Source organism: Flavobacterium nitrogenifigens (assembly GCF_003254565.1).
In the GTDB taxonomy this organism is placed as follows: domain Bacteria; phylum Bacteroidota; class Bacteroidia; order Flavobacteriales; family Flavobacteriaceae; genus Flavobacterium; species Flavobacterium nitrogenifigens.
The window spans coordinates 159,067-178,812 of record NZ_QJRI01000177.1 but is presented as its reverse complement, the minus strand read 5'-3'; the positions used below and the strand labels follow the sequence as shown (position 1 = coordinate 178,812).

Genomic DNA, 19,746 nt, shown 5'->3' with positions numbered 1-19,746 from the left:
TTAAAATTATTTACTGTAATTTATATATTTGTTAATATCGAAAAAAAAGCTGTCTCCCTTGACAGCTTTTTTTTTATGCCATAATTGGAAACATCTTTTTAATTTAAACTTTTTAGAGAAATGATCTAAAAAATAGTATGTAAGAGTAATTAAAGTATTATTTTCGTCTTCTATACCAAAAACAAATCTTATCTAGGCAAATAAGTTGAAGATGAATTTTTTGCAAAACCTATCACATTATCGTATTTCGCGTTACTCCAAACTATTATTTGTGTGCTGGGATTTACTATTATTAAATCTTGCTATATATATGTCTGCTATGGTGAGATTTGGCGATTTAGATAAGCTTTTTTTGAAGGACGAAAAAACAATCTCACTTTTAGCAAACTTGATTTGGATAGCTTTGCTGATGCAAAAGGATTCCCATAGAATAATTAGAATAGAGTATATAGAATCAATTTTAAGAAGGACAATTAAGAAACTTTTTATACATATTGCGTTAATTGTTTTTTTTGTAGTTCTTCTTAAATATTCAGATATTTCTAGGCTCAGATTATTATATTTTTATGCGTTTTTCTTCATTTTGCTAGTGATTTCTCGTTACATTTTCATGAAGCTTTTAAAAAACTTTAGGGCTAAAGGCTATAATTTTAAAAAATTCATCATTGTAGGGGCTAATGAGACTGGAGAAAAAATGCGGAAAATATTAGCTAAAGATTTAACGTATGGTTACAAATTTTTGGGTTTTTTTGATCAAAAAAAAGAAACTGAAAATCAGGTGACCCCAATTATTGGTGGATTTGATGATGTGCATGAATTTGTTATTAGAGAAAAAGTTGAAGAAGTGTACGTAGCTTTACATATTGATCATATTGAAATAATTAATAAACTGACCAAAATATGTGAGCAAAATTTAGTAAGAATCAAGTTTATACCAGATTTTCAATTGTATACAAAATCAAGTAAAGTTGAAGTTGATTTTTACGAAAACACACCTGTTTTGATGTTGCGTCGCGAACCATTGGAGCTTGCAGTTAATAGACTTATAAAAAAAATATTTGATCTTTGCTTTTCAATATTTGTTATAATTTTAATCTTTCCGTGGCTATTTCCTATAGTAATGCTGTTTATAAAGTTAGAATCACCTGGCCCCATATTCTTTAGACAAGAGCGTTCGGGTCGTGATAATAAATCATTTTCATGTTTTAAATTTAGAAGCATGTATGTAAATGATTTTGCACATGATAAGCAGGCTAGAAAAGGGGATTCGCGCATTACAAAGTTTGGCGCTTTTATGCGGAAAACAAGCATTGATGAATTGCCTCAATTTTTTAATGTTCTATTTGGAAATATGTCTGTTGTTGGGCCAAGACCTCATATGATAAATCTTGCCAAAGAGTATGGACAGCTAATAGATAACTATTCGGTCCGACATTATGCAAAACCTGGAATTACAGGATGGGCACAGGTAAACGGTTATCGGGGAGAAACAAAAAAGCTTTCTGATATGGAAAATAGAGTAGAATGTGATATTTGGTATATAGAAAACTGGAGCCTTTTATTAGATATAAAAATTATAATTAGAACAATTATGAATATTGTTCAAGGTGAAGAAAATGCTTATTGAGGTGTTTTAAAACTTAAAAAAAGTATTGTTTGCAATAACTTCTTTCAGATTTGAAATGTTTTTACTATTTACTTTTTCATCAAAGGCTTTAATGTGTTTGGCATGATGTACATCGGTTCCGGCAAAATCATACATGCCTTTTTTCAGTAGCTCTTCAGTAATTTTAGTAATTTCCCCACCGTAATAACCAACAATAGAAAGTAAATTTAATTGAAATTTGCATCCAGCTCTTTTTAATTTCTCATATTCATTAAACTTTTTGTGATAAAAAATATATCTTTCAGGGTGCGCTAAAACGGGAATATATCCAGCTACTTGTAGGTCAAAAAGTATTTTATAAAGCTCTAAAGGAGCGTTCATGTATGACATTTCTACAAGAACATAATTATCTTTTAAAGTTAAAAGCTTTTCGGCTTTAAGATGTTTTTCAAACCAGTCATCCATAAAATATTCTGCAGCGGCTTTAAAAGGAGGGTTTATATTATCTCTTTCTAAAAGAGACTTAGTTTCGGCATAAGTATTTAAAATGGTTTGAGGTGAGTTATCCCAAATATAGTGACTAATGTGAGGTGTAGTTACAAATTGAGAAACGCCAAATCCTTCTAAAGATTTAATCAGATCGCTTGTTTGTTGAATGTTTTTTGCACCATCATCAATTCCTGGCAAAATATGAGAATGAATGTCAACAAAACTGTCTGCTAGCAGATCTTTTAAGACAGGTTTAGGTTTGAAGAATAAAAACATAAGGCAAGAAATTTATCCAATTATAAACTACAAAATTAATCTAGAATTTGTAACAAGGCATTTTAGAATTATACTATATTTGATTTTTAGTAAAAAATTAGAAAATTATGAAAATAAAAGAGAATCTGTTTAATCAGCGTATTATTTCTATTGATGCTTTGCGTGGAATTACCATTTTTGTAATGATTTTTGTAAACGAACTGGCGAGTATTCAGAACGTGCCGCAATGGATGAAGCACATGCCCGCAGATGCAGATGCCATGACTTTTGTTGATTTAGTTTTTCCTGCTTTTTTATTTATTGTCGGAATGTCTATTCCGTTTGCTTTTAATGCCAGACTCATAAAAAGAGACAGTCCAAAAACAATTTGGACACATACTCTTAAAAGAGCCATCGCGCTTATTGTAATTGGTGTTTTTATGGTCAATGCTGAGTATGGATATGATGCGACAAAAATGATTATCGCACCAGCATTTTGGGGACTTTTGGCTTATAGTATGCCAATTCCAATTTGGAACAAATACCCAAAAGATTTTCCTCTTTGGCTAAAAAATGTATTGCAATATGGAGGGATTTTAGTTCTCATCGCGCTCTATTTTATATATGTTCAAGATACCGGAGATCGCGGAATGACACCAAAATGGTGGGGAATTCTTGGGTTGATAGGTTGGGCGTATCTTTTTACAGTGATTTATTATTGGCTAGTTTCAGGAAATCTGTGGGCAATGATTGCTTTTCTGGTTTTTGCCGTTGCTATGAATTCTCTTAATTTAATCGAAAACTCTTTTGTTCAAAGCACTTCTTGGTTGAGTTTTATAGCAGGACATCTTACACATGTTTCTCTGACTTCAGCTGGAATTATAATTTCATTATTGTTTTTTGATCGAAAAATCAGTTCCAAAATTAACTGGCCAGTAATTGGTTTTATTGGCTTGTTTACGTTAACAGCAATTTTGCTTCGTCCGTATTTCGGAATATCAAAAATAAAAGGAACACCATCTTGGACAATGTTCTCGGCGGCAATTTGCACCGCTTTGTTCTATTTTCTGTATTGGCTTATGGAAGTTAAAAAGCAGACCAAATGGAGCGAGTTTTTTATGCCTGCAGCCGCAAACCCATTATTGATTTATATCTTACCAGGGGTTATTTATTATTTCTGCAAAGCTTTCAACTTTCATATAATACCGGGATATTTCAGAGTAGGAGTTCCAGGGATTTTATGGTCTCTGGTATTTTCAATAATTATGCTTTTTGTAATGAAGATTTTAAACAGATATAAAATTCAGCTGCATCTTTAAGGTTTCAAGTTTCAAGTTGTTGAACTTAACCGCAAAGAACACAAAGATATATGCAAGGTTCGCAAAGTTTTTTTAGACAAAGCTTTGCGAACCTTGCATTTCAAGTGAGTTGAACCTAGAACAAATCTCACGTGCTTTGCGTTAAAAATACAGGAGATATTTCAAGTTTTAGATTTCACGTTCCAAATAAAACTTAAAACTTGAAACCTGAAACTTGAAACCTGAAACAAAAAAACTAAAAAAGAATAACCGATTTAATCTTTAAAACAGAACCAGAAACTGGATTATAATTGACAAAATTGAATTTGCATAGATTATGGATATTCAAAAATTTTCCATTAGAAAGTTCGTCTTGCCTAAAATCTGACCAAGGAATTTTTACTGTAGAAAAATGCTTTGGAGAAGCGGGAATAGTAACTCTCGGATGCGAACCTCCATGAACACAACCTGTTCCTTCTTCATTACCTTCTCTCGCTTGTAATTTTATAATTTGGGTTGATTGATAGATAATTTCCACCTGTTTAGAATCATTTGGAAGATTAGTTGGAACTCCATCATTAATTTCAGAAGGAGTAATCATGACATTCAATTCTATTTCTCCTTTCGGATTATCTTTTGCTGTAACGGTAACGATTCCTTTTTCTAGTCGAGTTTTGTTGATTTCTTCTTCATTTTCTAGTGCTGGTCCAGCAATAAACCATTTATTCGATTTTACGAGATTTGTTTCATTCTTCTGATCCATTGTTGAAAAACCAAAGAGCATGATCAGTGGGAAAGGAATGAAGAAACGGCATATGATAAAGATTTTCAAAATCAGATGGTTTAGTGTTTCAAATATAACTTTTATGTAATTCAGAATTCTTTTTTATTCGTATAAAAAAATGGCAGATATTCTTAATAAAATTTTAAATTTGTAAGAGACGGTTTTTAAGATATTGTGCGTGAATAGTTTAAAAATTAAATACATCTTAGTTTTATTTTTTGTAGGATCGTTTTGTCAGGCTCAAAATGACAGCACAGCCGTGGGAACTCGTGATATTTTGGACGTTATTCATAAAATTTTTGATAAGCAGGACACTATTCGCCCAGATAGAAAACGAAAACTGACTTTTTCTTTACTGCCTGTTCCAGTAGGTGTTAATTCTAGCAATGGTTTGGTGGTTTCTTTTCTGACTACTTTTTACTTGGGAGATGCAGAAAAAACCAAAATGTCACAGATTACCTTTTCGCCTTATTTTAGTTTCAGCAATCAATTTGTATTTCCAATCCAATCTTATATTTATACAAGTGACAATAAATGGAATCTGATGGGAGATTATCGTTACATGATTTATCCTCAAGATACTTACGGACTGGGTACCGACAATTCAGAAAAAGAAATGTCAACGCTCGATTATCAGCAGTGGCGTTTTTACCAGTTTATTACAAGGCAGATTGTCGGTAATTACCGGTTGGGAGTTGGTTTTCTTTTTGATAATTATAAAAATATTTCTGAAGAATCTTATATCGAAGGAGAAACTGATTATTACAAATATATGAATGGAGATTATTCTGATGAGACTTCTTTTGGGTTTGCTATTCAAGGTTTGTACGATTCTAGAGAAAATATTATTAATCCCGAACAGGGTTTATATTTAGAAGCTGATTTACGACTCAATACCAGTGGAGTAGAAGGAGATAGGTGGCAGTCTTTGTATTTTGATGCCCGAAAATACCATTCTTTTAGTAAAACCAAACATCGGGTTTGGGCTTCACGCGCATTCTTTTGGTCAACTTTTGGAGGAAAACCGCATTATCTGGATTTACCAAGCATTGGTTGGGATCGTGAAGGGAAAACAGGTCGCGGATTCACCAAAAATAGATATCGCAGCAATGCTTTAATTTATTTTGAAACCGAATACAGAACCGATATCAGCCGTAACGGATTTTTTGGCGCTGTTTTTTTTACCAATGTTTCTTCGGTTTCTAAACTTGATACGTACGAATTTAAAAAATGGAATCCGGCAGTTGGAACCGGAATCCGTATAAAATGGAATAAGCGTAACGGCAGTAATCTAGCTCTAGATTACGGAATCAGTAAAAACGATTGGTCGCTGCGTTTGGGGTTATCAGAAAATTTCTAACTTCGGACAAAATCTACAGACTCAAAATTTCATGCAATTATCGGTTGTTATTTTAAATTATAATGTGCGTTACTTTCTTGAACAATGCCTTTTAAGTGTTCAGGAAGCAATTGCGTCAATCGATGCCGAAATTATTATTGTGGATAATAATTCATCAGACGAAAGTGTTTTGATGATGAAAGAAAATTTTCCTGACGTAAAACTAATTGAAAACAAAGAAAATTTTGGTTTCCCAAAAGGGAATAATATTGGTGTCCGTCAAGCGAAAGGAAAGTACGTTTGTATTTTAAATCCTGATACTGTCCTTGCAGAAGATACTTTTATAAAGATTCTGGCTTTCGCCGAAAGGAAAAATAATCTTGGAATTGTAGGCTGTAAATTAATTGACGGAACTGGAGAATTTCTGCCAGAAAGCAAACGCGGAATTCCAACACCTTGGGTTGCCTTCACTAAAATTTTCGGATTATATAAAATATTTCCCAAAGTAAAACTTTTTAATCAATATTACGCTCAGCATTTAAACGAAAACGAAACGGGGAAAGTAGATATTCTCGTTGGCGCTTTTATATTTTTAGAAAGAAAACTATATGAGGATCTAAATGGTTTTGATGAAAAATGTTTTATGTATGCCGATGATATTGATTTGTCGTATCGCGCTTTACAAATGCAAAAAAGTAATTATTATTTTCATGAAACTACCGTTTTGCATTATAAAGGAGAAAGCACCGTAAAAGACGAAAAATATATGATGCGTTTTCAGGAGGCTATGAATTTCTTTTATCAAAAGCATTTTAAGAAATCGCAGTTCTTTAGTATCTTTATTCAAATTGGTGCATTTTTGTTTTCTGTTGCTAAAATGTTTCAAGGAAAACCAAAAGAAAACCCATTGCCAGAAAGTTATTTTTTATGTTCCGAAAATGAGAATTTCGCTAAAAAATTGGCTCCAATTTTGGAAAATAAAGTTGCTTTTTTAGATTTCAAAGGAGAAAAAATGGTAAATTCGTGGCTAATTTTAAAGGGTAAAAAGGCAGAGATCATTTTGGATAATCACTATATTTCATTCAAAAAATGTATCGAAATCATAGAAACTCTTAAAGATAAGCAGGTTACTTTTAAAATTTTTCCCAAAAATACAGGTTTTATTATTGGAAGTAATTCAAGGAATGACAGAGGGCAAATCGTGAAAATCGAGTAAAAAATTATATTAAATGAAATTTATATTTAAAATTTTCATTAATTTCGCAATCTGAAAATCAAAAACATCTTTTAGATTAACAATATGGCAAGATTTGAATTAAAGCTTCCTAAAATGGGAGAAAGTGTCGCTGAAGCAACCATAACTAACTGGTTGAAAGAAGTTGGAGACAAAATTGAGGCTGATGAAGCCGTACTCGAAATTGCAACAGATAAAGTTGACAGCGAAGTGCCAAGTGAAGTATCAGGAATTTTAGTTGAGCAATTGTTTGGTAAAGATGATTTAGTGCAAGTAGGGCAGACTATTGCCATTATTGAAACTGGAGGCGGAGAAACAGCAGCTCCAGAAGCTGTAAATGCGGTTCAAGAAACTGCCGCTCCTTCAGAAGCTGCCGAAATTGAAAAAACAATCGAATCGGTTAAAGAAACGGTAACTTCTCAAGATTTTTCAGGATCAGATAAATTCTTTTCTCCATTAGTAAAAAATATTGCAAAAGAAGAAGGTCTTTCTTTAAGCGAACTTGAAAACATTGCAGGTTCTGGAAAAGACGGACGTGTGACTAAAGAAGATATTCTGAAATACGTAGAAGATCGTAAATCAGGTTCTGTTCAGGCACCTCAAGCAGTTGAAGCGGCTCCAAAAGTAGTTGTTGAAACTCCTAAAGCAGAAGCTTCAAAAGCAGTTGAGCCAATTGTTCAGAAAAGCCAACAAGCGGTTCCAGTTTCTGTAAACGGTGCTGACGAAATTGTAGAAATGGACAGAATGCGTAAACTGATTTCAGGTTATATGGTGGCTTCGGTTCAAACTTCGGCTCACGTACAATCTTTCATTGAAGTTGACGTAACTAACATTGTAAAATGGAGAGATAAAGTAAAAACGGCTTTCGAAAAAAGAGAAGGCGAGAAATTGACTTTTACTCCTATTATGATGGAAGCAGTTGCAAAAGCTTTAAAAGATTTCCCAGGAATGAATATTTCTGTTGACGGAGATTATATCATTAAAAAGAAAAATATCAATTTAGGAATGGCGGCAGCATTGCCAAACGGAAATTTAATTGTTCCTGTAATTAAAAATGCAGATCAGTTGAATTTGGTTGGAATGGCAAAAGCGGTTAACGATTTAGGAAACCGTGCAAAAGCTGGAAAACTAAAACCAGACGATACACAAGGCGGAACTTATACAGTGACAAATGTTGGTACTTTTGGAAGTGTTTTCGGAACGCCAATTATCAATCAGCCACAAGTAGGTATTTTGGCTCTTGGAGCAATTCGTAAAGTGCCTGCGGTTATTGAAACTCCAGAAGGTGATTTTATCGGAATTCGCCAAAAAATGTTCTTATCTCACTCTTACGATCATAGAGTTGTTGATGGTGCATTAGGAGGAAGTTTTGTGAAAAGAGTAGCAGAATATTTAGAAGCTTTTGATGTAGATAGAGATTTCTAAAATTCATTTTAAAAATAAATTCAAATCCGGCAGTTTTAAAACCTGCCGGATTTTTTTATTTTGTAAGAAAAGAATTAAGCAGTATTGCGTAGACTTCCTATGAGCTTAATTTTTAAAAGTTAAAATTGAGTAATTGAATGTGTTTTTTGACAAAAAAAATCAGAATAAAGAGAGATATTCCGCTTTAAAAATTACATTTGTAAACTTATAAAAAATAGAAATGGAATTAAAACTTAACAAGCCAATTTGCTTTTTTGATCTCGAAACAACGGGAATTGATATCGGTAAAGATAGAATCGTAGAAATTTCAATATTCAAAGTTTTTCCTAACGGAAACAAAGAAAGTAAAACGTGGTTGGTTAATCCGACAATTCCAATTCCTCCGCAGACAACTGCAGTTCATGGCATCACTGACGAGAAAGTAGCCAACGAACCAACTTTTGCAGAACTTGCTCCGCATATTCATAATATGATTAAAGATAGCGACTTGGGGGGATTTAATTCAGATCGTTTTGATATCCCACTTCTAGCAGAAGAATTGCTTCGTGCGGGAGTTGATTTTGATATGAAGAATAAAGTTTCTGTAGATGTACAGACTATTTTTCATAAAATGGAAGAGCGTACTTTAAGTGCGGCTTTAAAGTTTTATTGTGGTAAAAGTCTCGATAATGCCCATTCGGCAGAAGCAGATACAATGGCAACTTACGAAATCTTGAAAGCGCAATTAGATCGTTATCCGGAATTGGAAAATGATATGAAATCTTTATCTGAATTTACAACTCGTAAAAAAATAGCAGATTTTGCAGGAATGATTGCTTTTGATAAAGATGATGAAGAAATTTTTACTTTTGGAAAACACAAAGGAGCTAAAGTGGAGAAAGTTTTAGAAACAGAACCTGGATATTTCAGCTGGATTCAAAATGCTGATTTCCCACTGTATACCAAAAAAGTTTTAACAGCAATTAAATTAAGAAAATTAAATACGAAGTAAGCTTCTAAGGTGCTAAGTTTCTAAGGTTCTGAGTTTTTGCCTTAGAAACTTAGCATCTTAAGTATCTTAGAACCTAAAAAAAAATGAAGATTATCTGTGTCGGCAGGAATTATGCCAATCATATAGAAGAGTTGAAAAACGAGCGTCCGAGTGAGCCGGTTGTTTTTATGAAACCAGATTCTGCTGTTTTACTGAAACAGCATCCGTTTGTAATTCCAGAGTTTTCTGAAGATGTTCATCATGAAGTTGAGATAATCGTTAAGATTAATAAAGTTGGGAAATATATTGAACCGAAATTTGCTCATAAATATTATGATGAAATTAGCGTAGGAATCGATTTTACTGCTCGAGATCTGCAAAGTAAGTTGAAAGAAAAAGGGCTTCCGTGGGAAAAAGCTAAGGCTTTTGACGGTTCTGCGGTTATTGGTGATTTTTTACCAAAAACTGACTTTGTTTCTGTGGAAAATCTTAATTTTGAATTAAGAAGCAATTCAGAAGTGGTTCAAAAAGGAAACTCAAGTATGATGCTTTGGAAAATTGACGAATTGATTTCTCATGTATCTCAGTTTTTTACTTTAAAAATTGGAGATATTATTTTTACAGGAACACCGGCAGGTGTTGCGGCTGTAAAACCAAATGACATTTTAGAAGGCTTTTTAGAAGATAAAAAATTATTCAGAATACAAGTAAAATAATGGCTTTAAAGTACAACCTTTCGAAAGTATATGCGCTTTCAGATAACGATCCTGAATTTGTAAATCAGATTTTGACTTTATTTGTTACAGAAGTCCCGGAAGATTTAAAACAAATTAAAGAAGGAATTAAAAAGAAGGATCATAAATATGCGTATTCGTATGCGCACAAAATAAAGCCAACATTGGATTTGATGGGGTTAAATGTGGCTTTTGAAGAAATTTTGCAGGTAGAAGCGTGGACAAAAGCTGAAGGCAAGAAAAAAGATATTATCGAAACTTTTAAAAGTATTAAAGTACAAGTAAAAGAAGCGATTAAAGAAATTAAAAAAGATTTTGATCTTTAATATAAAATTTGGCTTATTCCTGATTTCTTTAAATTAAGGAATAAGTCAAAAATCATTTTTTAAATTTTGTAAGTGGCTTATAGTTTGTAAAAGCCGTTATACCTTCCTCCAAGACAAAATTTAAATTTTCTACTTATAAATTATAGCTTACTGAAAGTAAGAAACAAAAATATTTCACTGATATGAAAGCAGCAATTATTACTATTGGAGATGAAATCTTAATTGGCCAAATCGTAGATACAAATTCGGCTTTTATTGCTAAATCACTTGATAGAATTGGAGTTGAGGTGGCAGAAATGCTATCGATAAGCGATGATAAAAAACATATTTTGGATACTTTTACGCAATTGCAAAACAAAGTGGATGTTGTTATTGTAACAGGCGGATTAGGACCAACAAAAGATGATGTTACAAAGAAAACATTTTGTGAATACTTTGATGATGAATTAGTAGTCGATCAAAAAGTTTTGGCACACGTTACAGAATTAATTGAAGGTTTTTACAAAAGACCAATTTCTCAGCTTAACAAAGATCAAGCTCTAGTTCCGTCAACTTGTACGGTATTGCATAATAAAGTGGGAACTGCGCCGGGAATGTGGATGAAGAAAGAAGATACGGTTTTTATTTCGCTTCCAGGAGTTCCGTATGAAATGAAATATTTGGTAGAAGAGGAAATAATTCCAAAAATCGTTCGCGAATACAAACGTCCTTATATTATTCATAAAACTATTTTAACTTATGGTCAAGGCGAAAGTTTAGTTGCAGAACGTATTGAGCAATGGGAAAATAATCTTCCAGAATTTATAAAACTGGCTTATTTGCCAAATCCAGGACGAGTTCGTCTCCGCCTAACAGCTCGCGGCACTAATAAAGAAGAATTAGAAGAGGCAATAGAATCTAATGTTCAATCTTTAGATGCTATAATTCATGATATAATTGTAGGTTACGAAGAAAATGAAACAATTGAAACTGTAATAGGTAAATTGCTTTCTAAACAAAATAAAACCGTCTCAACAGCAGAAAGTTGTACAGGAGGAAGAGTTGCTTCATTGCTGTCATCTGTTCCGGGTTCGTCAGGCTATTTTAAAGGAAGTGTTGTTTCTTATGCAACAGAAGCTAAAGTGAATGTTTTGGGAATTCCGCAGAATTTAATTGATCAGTTTTCAGTTGTAAGTGCTGAGGTAGCATCGGCTATGGCTTTGAATGTTAAAGAATTGCTGAAAACAGACTATGCGCTGGCAACGACGGGCAATGCAGGTCCTTCAAAAGGAGATTCTGATGCCGAAATAGGTGCAGTTTTTATTGCTTTAGCCACACCAAACGGAGTAATTGTTGAAGAATTTAACTTCGGACAATCGCGTGAAAAAGTGATAGATAGGGCATCAGTTAAGAGTTTGGAAATTTTACAGAAAGAAATTTTAAAATTTGTGCAATAATTTTTTGCTACAATGGTTTATTTTTCTTTTCTTTGCACCCTGATTTTGAATAACGATAAAAGATAAGTATAATGTCAAGAGTTTGTGACCTTACAGGTAAAAGAGCGATGGTAGGAAATAACGTTTCTCACGCTATGAACAAAACTAAGAGAAAGTTTTCTGTAAACTTAGTTAAAAAGCGTTTTTATCTTCCAGAAGAAGATAGATGGATTACTCTTAGAGTAGCAGCATCTACGATAAAAACAATTAATAAAAATGGAATCACTGCAGTTTTGAAAAAAGCGCAGTCAGAAGGATTTATCAAATAATCTTTTCCTAAATAAATATATAGCAAGATGGCAAAGAAAGGTAATAGAATCCAAGTAATTTTAGAATGTACTGAGCACAAAGCTTCTGGTGTTGCAGGAACTTCTAGATATATTACAACTAAGAACAAAAAAAACACTCCAGATAGATTAGAGATTAAAAAATTTAATCCAATCTTAAAAAGAGTAACTGTTCACAAAGAAATTAAGTAATAATTAGAGATTTTGATAAAATCTCAAATGGTTTTTCATTTGAAGATTTATTGAATTCCAAAACATTTGAATCATGGCAAAGAAAACCGTAGCATCGTTACAAACATCTTCTAAGAGATTATCAAAAGCCATCAAAATGGTAAAATCTCCTAAAACTGGTGCATATACATTCGTAGAATCTATTATGGCTCCTGAAGAAGTTGATGAATTCTTGAAAAAGAAATAATTACATTTACATTATATAGAAAAGCTACTTTCATTCGGAAGTAGCTTTTTTATTACCTATATTTGTCTAAAAATTTAAAGAATCGTAACAATTGGCTCTTTTTAAGGAAACAATTGCACTTTCTTTAAAGATTTGGGTTTCTGGTCAGGAAATCGAGAAACCTAATAATCTAATAAACTACAAAAAATGAGTTTTTTTAAAAAATTATTCTCTAGCGAAAAAAAAGAAACTTTAGACAAAGGTCTTGAAAAAACAAAAACTACTTTTTTCTCAAAGTTAAGCAAAGCCGTTGCAGGAAAATCTAAAGTTGACGATGATGTTTTAGATGATCTTGAAGAAGTTCTTGTAGGTTCTGATGTTGGAGTAAATACTACATTAAAAATCATTGAAAGAATTGAAAAACGTGTTGCTGAAGATAAATATCTAGGAACAGACGAATTAAATCAAATTCTGCGCGATGAAATTGGGGCTTTGCTGTCTGAAACGAATACAGGTGAAGCCACTGAATTCGAAATTCCGAAAGATAAAAAGCCTTACGTTTTGATGGTTGTTGGAGTAAATGGAGTAGGCAAAACAACAACGATCGGTAAATTGGCTTATCAGTTTAAAAAAGCGGGTCATAATGTGGTTTTAGGTGCTGCAGATACTTTTCGTGCGGCTGCGATTGATCAATTGCAAGTTTGGGCAGATCGTGTAAACGTGCCAATTGTAAGACAGCAAATGGGAAGCGATCCTGCTTCTGTAGCTTTTGATACTTTGCAATCTGCTGTGGCTCAAAATGCAGATGTTGTTATTATTGATACTGCTGGTCGTCTTCATAATAAAGTAAACTTGATGAATGAGCTGACAAAAGTAAAACGTGTAATGCAGAAAGTGGTTGCCGATGCGCCTCACGATGTGCTTTTAGTTTTGGATGGTTCAACAGGACAGAATGCTTTTGAACAGGCAAGACAATTTACAGCAGCAACAGAAGTTACTTCATTAGCGGTAACTAAATTGGACGGAACTGCAAAAGGGGGAGTTGTAATTGGTATTTCTGATCAATTTCAAATTCCGGTTAAATATATTGGTGTTGGCGAAGGAATTGAAGATTTGCAAGTCTTTAATAAATATGAATTCGTTGATAGTTTCTTTAAATAATTTATAATGAAAAATGTATCAGCTTTAACGTTCTATTTTGCTAGTGTAATATCTTTTGTTCTGGCAAATGTTTTAAAGGATAAAAATCTTTCAGTATATTATATTTTATTGGTTTTGGGAATTGTTTTATTCTTTTTAGGGGTTCTTAAAAGAATAAAAAACAACCGATAATAAAGATTGCTTAAAAAATATTGAGTCTTTAAATAGAAAGATCGTTTAGGTTTTTTCTATTTAAAGACTTTTTTTATTAGGGAACAATTGCTTCTAAAAATAGTTTCATGTGTTTTTTGATTTTTTATTTCTTTTGATGATTATAAGATTATCTTTGTAGTTCGATAAAATTTCTTTTGAAAACGGGAGCCCTAGCCCTGATGGGAGCGGCATCCTTTTGTGTCCGCCGCGGCGGACACAAAAGATACAGTGGACAGCAAGAATCAGCTCCTAAATCTTCGACTTCATTTTAAAGAAAAAAGAATAAATTTTAATATTTTTATTTATGAAAAATGCTTTCATAGTTTTGTTTTGTTCATTTTTGTTTGTGAGCTGTAAACAGGAAATAAAACCAGCAGATATTGCTAAATTGAACGGTTATTGGGAAATTGAAAAAGTGGTTTTTGAGAAAGGAGAAGAGAAGGAATATAAAATGAACGAGACTTTTGATTTTTTTCAGATTAAAAATAATAAAGGTGTCCGAACGAAAGTGATGCCACAGTTTGATGGCACTTTTTTGACAACAGATACTTTTGAGAATGTATCAGTTCGTTTTGCGGGAGATCAGGCTTTCTTAGATTACAAAACGAAATATACCAAATGGAGCGAAGAAATTATTTCGCTTTCGGATGACAAATTAGTGGTGAAAAATCCGCAAAAAATTGAATATCATTATAAAAAAGCTGGACCAGTAAATCTTTTGAACGATGGCGAAAAGACTAAATAGCGAAACAACAATAGGTGCTGTTTTACAGCAAATTATTCAGGTGAACAAATTACAGCCTGGAATGGATGAAATTGATGTTCGTGAGGCTTGGAGACAGCTTATGGGAAATGGTGTGAATACATATACTCGTAATGTTGTTCTGAAAGGAAGCACACTTTATGTAGAATTGGGGTCTTCTGTTTTACGTGAAGAGTTAACTCACGGAAAATATAAAATCGTGAAAATGATCAATGAAGAATTGGGCCGTGAAGTGGTGAAAGACGTGATTTTGCGGTAGTTTTTTTAGTAAGATAAATTTTAAAATTAATTAACACTTCTATTGTGAGGTGTTTTTTTTTACGATACATTTGGGCAGTTATTTCTTTAAAATAGCGTCTTTTTTATAAACCCAAAAACAATAAAAAATCAATGAAAAAAATTTTACTAATTCTAACCGTATTATGTACGTTAACTGGTTATTCACAAAAGAAAAAAGTTGCTGTTGTTGCTTTTTACACTGACAAAACAATTGATCTTTCAGAGCTTGGTTTAAGTGCTGTTGCGGCAGTAACAGATTTAGGAAACAATCCAAATTTTAACCTACAACCAATTTTGGAAAAGTATCACAATGCTTTTTTTAATGATTATTCTAAAAAGTTTCCATTTGATTTACTTCCTGAAACAGATGTAACTCAAAAACAAGAGTATATTGACTATATTCCTCATTTTGATAGAGAGGGAGAAAAGGGAAAATATATTATCAATTACCCTGGATATAAATATATCTATGAGGGAATAAATGGCTCAGCAAATGAAGTGGCAACTGCTACTATGTTTAAAGATAATGCAGATGGTGTCTTGTTTACAGAGATTCACTTTGCTGTGGTAAAAGGGTTTGCAGTTGGCGGAACTGGTACTATTAAAATGAGAGCTTATGCAAGAATTGCTTTGTATGATAAAAATGGAAAAAAAGTTTTTGCATTTAACGAAGGAGCAAATTCAAAGAAAACGGGAACAATAGTAGGAGGAATTCCTGTTTTATCTTTTGATAAAGTATTGCCAATGTGCGAAAGCGCATTAGACGAGCTTTTAAAAGATTTGGATGGCAGAGTTGAGAAAATGGTAAAGAAGACTTCTGAAAGTCTTTAATGATTATAAGTAAATAAAAAACCGCTTCAGTTATGAAGCGGTTTTTTTTATGATTTAAGAAGTCTTAGAATTGCTCTCTTCCTGCAAAGTGGAATGCACTTTCGATAGCAGCGTTTTCGTCGCTGTCAGATCCGTGAACTGCATTTTCTCCGATTGAAGTAGCGTATGCTTTACGAATAGTTCCTTCAGCAGCTTCTGCTGGGTTTGTGGCACCGATTAAAGTTCTGAAATCTTCTACTGCGTTGTCTTTTTCTAAAATAGCAGCAACAATTGGTCCACGAGACATGAATTCAACTAATTCTCCGTAGAAAGGTCTTTCTGCGTGTACTGCGTAAAATGCTTTAGCATCAGTTACAGTTAATTGAGTTAATTTTAATGAAACGATTTTGAAACCACCATTAGTAATCATTGCTAAGATATTTCCGATGTGTCCGTTTGCAACAGCATCTGGTTTAATCATTGTAAAAGTTCTATTTGTTGCCATTTTGTATTTTATTAAATTTTGTGCAAAAGTATACTTTTTTTATGAATTGATTTTAATAAATTCATAATTTAAACATGCTGGAATGATGTTTTGATTAAGAATGGAAGAAATTGTGAATCATAGTCAAAAAAAAGACGCACAATTGCGCGTCTTTAAAAATATTTTTATTGTTTTTAAACTTTAAAAATCAACTTGTTTCTATAGAAAATCCATAAAATAAATGTCCAGATTGCTACATAGGTTAATGCGCCTGCCAATGATGCTGTCATTGGATTGCTAAAAAATGGTGCGATGCCAAATCTGTACAAATAATCTAATAGATTGATTTGTTCGCTTGGAAGTGACGGATTTTGAAAACGAATCATTACCAAAGCTTGAGGTATAATTTGCGAAGCGAAGAATACAATCATTGGGTTGACTCCCCAAATTAAAAAGAGTTTAAACCCTTTTTTGTATTCGGCAATATCAATAATTAAATATAAAACGGTTAAGAAAACTGTTGCTAATCCTGTTGTATATAAAACATAACTGCTTGTCCAGATGGATTTATTTATTGGGAAAACTAAATCCCAGATTAATCCAAAAAAGATTAACGATGTACCAATCATTCCCATTCTTTGGGCTTTTTGGATTTTAGTTACACTAAGAAGCAGAATTTGTCCTATAAATAAACCAATAATTCCGTTTACAATTGACGGAAGTGTGCTCAAGATTCCTTCAGGATCCCAAGTATTGGTTTCATGATACATATGTCCTTTTAAAAACACGCTGTCGACCCAAGCAGCTAAATTGGTTCCTTTTTCTAAACTAGCTTCTCCAAATCCCGGAACTGGAATTAAAATCATAACAGCCCAATAGCCAAAAAGCAAAACGATTCCTGTAATAAGCTGTATTTTTCGCGATGTTTTTAAATATAAAAGCGAAACTACAAAATAGACAACTGCAATACGTTGTAGTACTCCAGGAAGTCTCACGTCTGCATAATTTTCAAAACCTCCGTAAGCTAAAATAAGATATATTGCTAAAATGCTAAAAGCAAAAATGTTTTTTAGTCTATTACTGAAATTCCCCATCAGACCATAACCAACGGCAAAAGTAATAATCAATCTGCCTATAAGAAGCGGAATCCCATCTAAACCAAAAAGCTGAATTTTTCCAAAGAAATTAAAGAAAATCCCCAGACAGAACATTCTTAAAGAACGAATTAGGATTTTATTGAACGTTGTTTCGTCGTATTTTTTGTCGGGCATTGCAAGTGGTACAGCAACTCCCATTATAAAGATGAAAAACGGAAATACAAGATCTGTTGGTGTACAGCCATTCCATTGCGCGTGCAAAAGTGGTGGATAAACATTGCCCCAGTCACCGGGATTGTTTACAATTGTCATCAATAGAATAGTCAGTCCGCGAAAGACATCAAGCGAAATTAGGCGTTCTCTTACCATTAGGTTAGTTCGTTAAATAGGTTATAAAATATAATTCTATTTGGTTTGAGACAGCAATAATATCGGAAATGAGCTGGTTATTTGTTCCTAAATTATCACTTTTGAATTTCTAAAGATAATTATTTTAGATTATTATGATGTCAAAATTATGTTCTAAAGGCTTTAATTTCTGAATTAAAAGTGGAATCAATTGTTCTCCTTTTTCTAAATAAAATTCAGAGAAATTAGCTTGGCGTTCTTGAAGGCTATTGTTTGGAAATAATTCACATTGCAAATCGGTAACACGTTCCAATTGATCAGCCAGTTTTCTTTTTTGTGCTTTTAATAAACGCTTTTCTAGATTTTCTAAACCTTTCTTTTGTTTTACTTCTTGTGCTTTTACAGCTCCTGTGAAAGATTTGTCTGTTTTTTCAGCCAATTCAAAAAGATAGCTAAACTGTTTTTCAAGGGCTTCTTTTTGAGGAGTTAAATCTATAGGAAATGGAGAAAGTTTATGAGTAATCTCATTGATTAAATTCTCTGATTTGCTGAATAAATCTTTCCAAGTTAAATTTAAATTATCAGCTTTTTTAGATTGCTTTTCGGTTGCTAGAAGAACTGAATTTCGGACTAATAATATCGGAAAAGTAATATTTACGGCATCAAAAAAGGCTTTCAGTTCTAACCAATAAGCAATTTCTCCGCCTCCGCCAATGTAGCAAAGATTAGGTAGAATAATTTCTTGATATAATGGACGCATAATTACGTTTGGACTGAATTTTTCAGGATTGCTTTCCAAAAGTTTTAGAATTTCTTCCTTAGAAAATGAAATTCGGGTATTGTTAACCCAATATTTGTCATTTTCAAAAATGATTCTTTCGCGCAGTTTATCTTCAATATAGAATAAATTGATTTCGCGCGGATTTACCTGAACGGTATATTCGGCAAGCTCTTCAATTGATTTTTGAACTTCTTTAAACGAAGTCTGATTTTCTAATTCTTCTTTTGCATACGGAATAAAAGCACGTTTCAAATCGGCATCATCTGCATCTATAATTACTAAGCCATAGCTAGCGAAAAGTGTATTTGCTAAATAACGGGTTGCATCTGCTAGATTTGAATGTTTTAGATAAGCATCTTCAAAAAGCTTTTTCAGTGAATTTGCATTTGTGCTTGAACCTAATTCCTGAGAGTAAATTTCAAATAAATCTTCTAAACCATCAGTTGCAAGTCTTCCGACTGGACCAGTGCTTTCGGCATTCCATCGAATTTTTTTTCCTTTAAAATTAAAATAATTAATTTCTTCAAAATCGTGATCTTCTGTCGCCATCCAGTAAACTGGAACAAAATTGTACGAAGGGTATTTTGATTTTAATTCTTTAGTTAAATTAATTGTTGAAATAATTTTATATAAAAAATATAATGGTCCGCTGAATAAATTCAGTTGGTGACCAGTGGTAATGGTAAAAGTATTTTCGAGTGCTAAAAGCGAAATATTCTGTCTTGTTAAATCAGAAATTTCAATGTTTTGATATTGCTTATGCAAAGTGTCAACCAACACTGTTCGGTTGCTGTGGTCAAAATTGGCTGATTTTTCAGCAATTTGTTTTTCGAAATTTTCTAAGACTGGAAAATTATTGTACAGCGGTTTTAATTCTGGTTTTTGATCTAAATAATCCTGCATTAGTTTAGAGAAATATCCAGAAGATTGAAAGCTGATACAGTCGGTAGGCATAATTTATAATTTATTTTTGACAGCTGTAAATTTAATGAAAATATACAGTTAAAAACGCTATTAACAATTGCTTAAGATTTGATTTTTTTCTGATGTTTTTAAAAGCGTTGTAATCAGTGTTTTAAATTTTGATTTTGTAAGATTGTTGAAAATTGAAAATTTAGATAATTTGTTAAAAATATAAAGTAGTTGTAAAAGTAATTTATGTAAATATGAATTTTTAATAATGAAACTCTATTTTTGCAAATAAAAAAGACA

At 32.6% G+C, this 19,746-nt stretch carries 21 protein-coding genes; 16 read left to right on the top strand and 5 right to left on the bottom strand.

Going from position 1 to position 19,746, the window contains the following annotated elements; all coding sequences use genetic code 11:
- Positions 1-211: 211 nt before the first annotated feature.
- On the top strand, positions 212-1,627 hold the full coding sequence (locus tag DM397_RS15275) for an undecaprenyl-phosphate glucose phosphotransferase (protein WP_111378364.1): 1,416 nt from the start codon (positions 212-214) through the stop codon (positions 1,625-1,627).
- 6 nt (positions 1,628-1,633) lie between these two features.
- Here the strand turns inward: DM397_RS15275 and DM397_RS15270 are convergent, their stop codons facing one another.
- Entirely contained in the window at positions 1,634-2,371 is a 738-nt protein-coding gene (locus DM397_RS15270; RefSeq protein WP_111378363.1) for a tyrosine-protein phosphatase, read from the bottom strand.
- Between the two features lie 107 nt (positions 2,372-2,478).
- Between DM397_RS15270 and DM397_RS15265 the strand changes: the two genes are divergently transcribed.
- On the top strand, positions 2,479-3,669 hold the full coding sequence (locus tag DM397_RS15265) for a DUF5009 domain-containing protein (protein ID WP_111378362.1): 1,191 nt from the start codon (positions 2,479-2,481) through the stop codon (positions 3,667-3,669).
- A 235-nt stretch (positions 3,670-3,904) separates the two neighbouring features.
- Here DM397_RS15265 and DM397_RS15260 read toward each other — a convergent pair whose 3' ends face one another.
- On the bottom strand, positions 3,905-4,480 hold the full coding sequence (locus DM397_RS15260; RefSeq protein WP_239457864.1) for a hypothetical protein: 576 nt from the start codon (positions 4,478-4,480) through the stop codon (positions 3,905-3,907).
- A 130-nt stretch (positions 4,481-4,610) separates the two neighbouring features.
- On the opposite strand from DM397_RS15260, the gene DM397_RS15255 reads away from it, so the two are divergent.
- The 14 genes from DM397_RS15255 to DM397_RS15190 all read left to right on the top strand — a co-directional run bounded on the left by DM397_RS15255 (position 4,611) and on the right by DM397_RS15190 (position 15,845).
- Positions 4,611-5,792, top strand: coding sequence for a BamA/TamA family outer membrane protein (locus DM397_RS15255; RefSeq protein ID WP_239457863.1), 1,182 nt, complete (start codon positions 4,611-4,613; stop codon positions 5,790-5,792).
- Between the two features lie 31 nt (positions 5,793-5,823).
- Positions 5,824-6,987 carry a glycosyltransferase family 2 protein gene (locus DM397_RS15250; protein WP_111378360.1) on the top strand — a complete coding sequence of 388 codons (1,164 nt, stop codon included), beginning with the start codon at positions 5,824-5,826 and terminating at the stop codon, positions 6,985-6,987.
- An 84-nt stretch (positions 6,988-7,071) separates the two neighbouring features.
- Positions 7,072-8,430: a dihydrolipoamide acetyltransferase family protein gene (locus DM397_RS15245; RefSeq protein ID WP_111378359.1), complete on the top strand. Its 1,359-nt coding sequence runs from the start codon at positions 7,072-7,074 to the stop codon at positions 8,428-8,430.
- A gap of 220 nt (positions 8,431-8,650) precedes the next feature.
- Positions 8,651-9,421: a 3'-5' exonuclease gene (locus DM397_RS15240; RefSeq protein WP_095931062.1), complete on the top strand. Its 771-nt coding sequence runs from the start codon at positions 8,651-8,653 to the stop codon at positions 9,419-9,421.
- 83 nt (positions 9,422-9,504) lie between these two features.
- Positions 9,505-10,116, top strand: a complete 612-nt coding sequence (locus tag DM397_RS15235) for a fumarylacetoacetate hydrolase family protein (protein WP_111378358.1) — start codon at positions 9,505-9,507, stop codon at positions 10,114-10,116.
- Positions 10,116-10,460 carry an Hpt domain-containing protein gene (locus DM397_RS15230; RefSeq protein ID WP_008468078.1) on the top strand — a complete coding sequence of 115 codons (345 nt, stop codon included), beginning with the start codon at positions 10,116-10,118 and terminating at the stop codon, positions 10,458-10,460. The genes DM397_RS15235 and DM397_RS15230 overlap by 1 nt, the downstream gene beginning before the upstream one ends.
- Before the next feature lie 182 nt (positions 10,461-10,642).
- The gene (locus DM397_RS15225; protein ID WP_111378357.1) at positions 10,643-11,896 is read left to right on the top strand and encodes a CinA family nicotinamide mononucleotide deamidase-related protein; all 1,254 of its coding nucleotides are present in this window, start codon (positions 10,643-10,645) and stop codon (positions 11,894-11,896) included.
- A gap of 71 nt (positions 11,897-11,967) precedes the next feature.
- Complete coding sequence (gene rpmB, locus DM397_RS15220) at positions 11,968-12,204, top strand: 50S ribosomal protein L28 (RefSeq protein WP_008468080.1); 237 nt, start codon at positions 11,968-11,970, stop codon at positions 12,202-12,204.
- Positions 12,205-12,231: 27 nt separating this feature from the next.
- Positions 12,232-12,414, top strand: coding sequence for a 50S ribosomal protein L33 (rpmG, locus tag DM397_RS15215; protein ID WP_035640032.1), 183 nt, complete (start codon positions 12,232-12,234; stop codon positions 12,412-12,414).
- A gap of 73 nt (positions 12,415-12,487) precedes the next feature.
- On the top strand, positions 12,488-12,640 hold the full coding sequence (locus tag DM397_RS15210) for a DUF4295 domain-containing protein (RefSeq protein WP_008468081.1): 153 nt from the start codon (positions 12,488-12,490) through the stop codon (positions 12,638-12,640).
- Between the two features lie 186 nt (positions 12,641-12,826).
- Positions 12,827-13,780 (top strand): signal recognition particle-docking protein FtsY, encoded by a 954-nt coding sequence (gene ftsY, locus DM397_RS15205; protein ID WP_111378356.1) that lies wholly within the window; start codon positions 12,827-12,829, stop codon positions 13,778-13,780.
- A gap of 496 nt (positions 13,781-14,276) precedes the next feature.
- Positions 14,277-14,717 carry a lipocalin-like domain-containing protein gene (locus tag DM397_RS15200; protein WP_111378355.1) on the top strand — a complete coding sequence of 147 codons (441 nt, stop codon included), beginning with the start codon at positions 14,277-14,279 and terminating at the stop codon, positions 14,715-14,717.
- A complete protein-coding gene (locus DM397_RS15195; protein ID WP_111378354.1) occupies positions 14,698-14,994 on the top strand; it encodes a DUF721 domain-containing protein in 297 nt (98 codons plus the stop codon). Before DM397_RS15200 ends, DM397_RS15195 begins: the two co-directional genes overlap by 20 nt.
- A 131-nt stretch (positions 14,995-15,125) precedes the next feature.
- Positions 15,126-15,845, top strand: a complete 720-nt coding sequence (locus DM397_RS15190; protein WP_111378353.1) for a hypothetical protein — start codon at positions 15,126-15,128, stop codon at positions 15,843-15,845.
- 64 nt (positions 15,846-15,909) lie between these two features.
- Here DM397_RS15190 and DM397_RS15185 read toward each other — a convergent pair whose 3' ends face one another.
- From DM397_RS15185 to bshC, 3 genes are all read right to left on the bottom strand, one after another.
- On the bottom strand, positions 15,910-16,329 hold the full coding sequence (locus tag DM397_RS15185) for a nucleoside-diphosphate kinase (RefSeq protein WP_111378352.1): 420 nt from the start codon (positions 16,327-16,329) through the stop codon (positions 15,910-15,912).
- A gap of 173 nt (positions 16,330-16,502) precedes the next feature.
- A complete protein-coding gene (locus DM397_RS15180; protein WP_111378351.1) occupies positions 16,503-17,774 on the bottom strand; it encodes an acyltransferase family protein in 1,272 nt (423 codons plus the stop codon).
- A gap of 124 nt (positions 17,775-17,898) precedes the next feature.
- On the bottom strand, positions 17,899-19,488 hold the full coding sequence (bshC, locus tag DM397_RS15175; protein ID WP_111378350.1) for a bacillithiol biosynthesis cysteine-adding enzyme BshC: 1,590 nt from the start codon (positions 19,486-19,488) through the stop codon (positions 17,899-17,901).
- Positions 19,489-19,746: the final 258 nt, after the last annotated feature.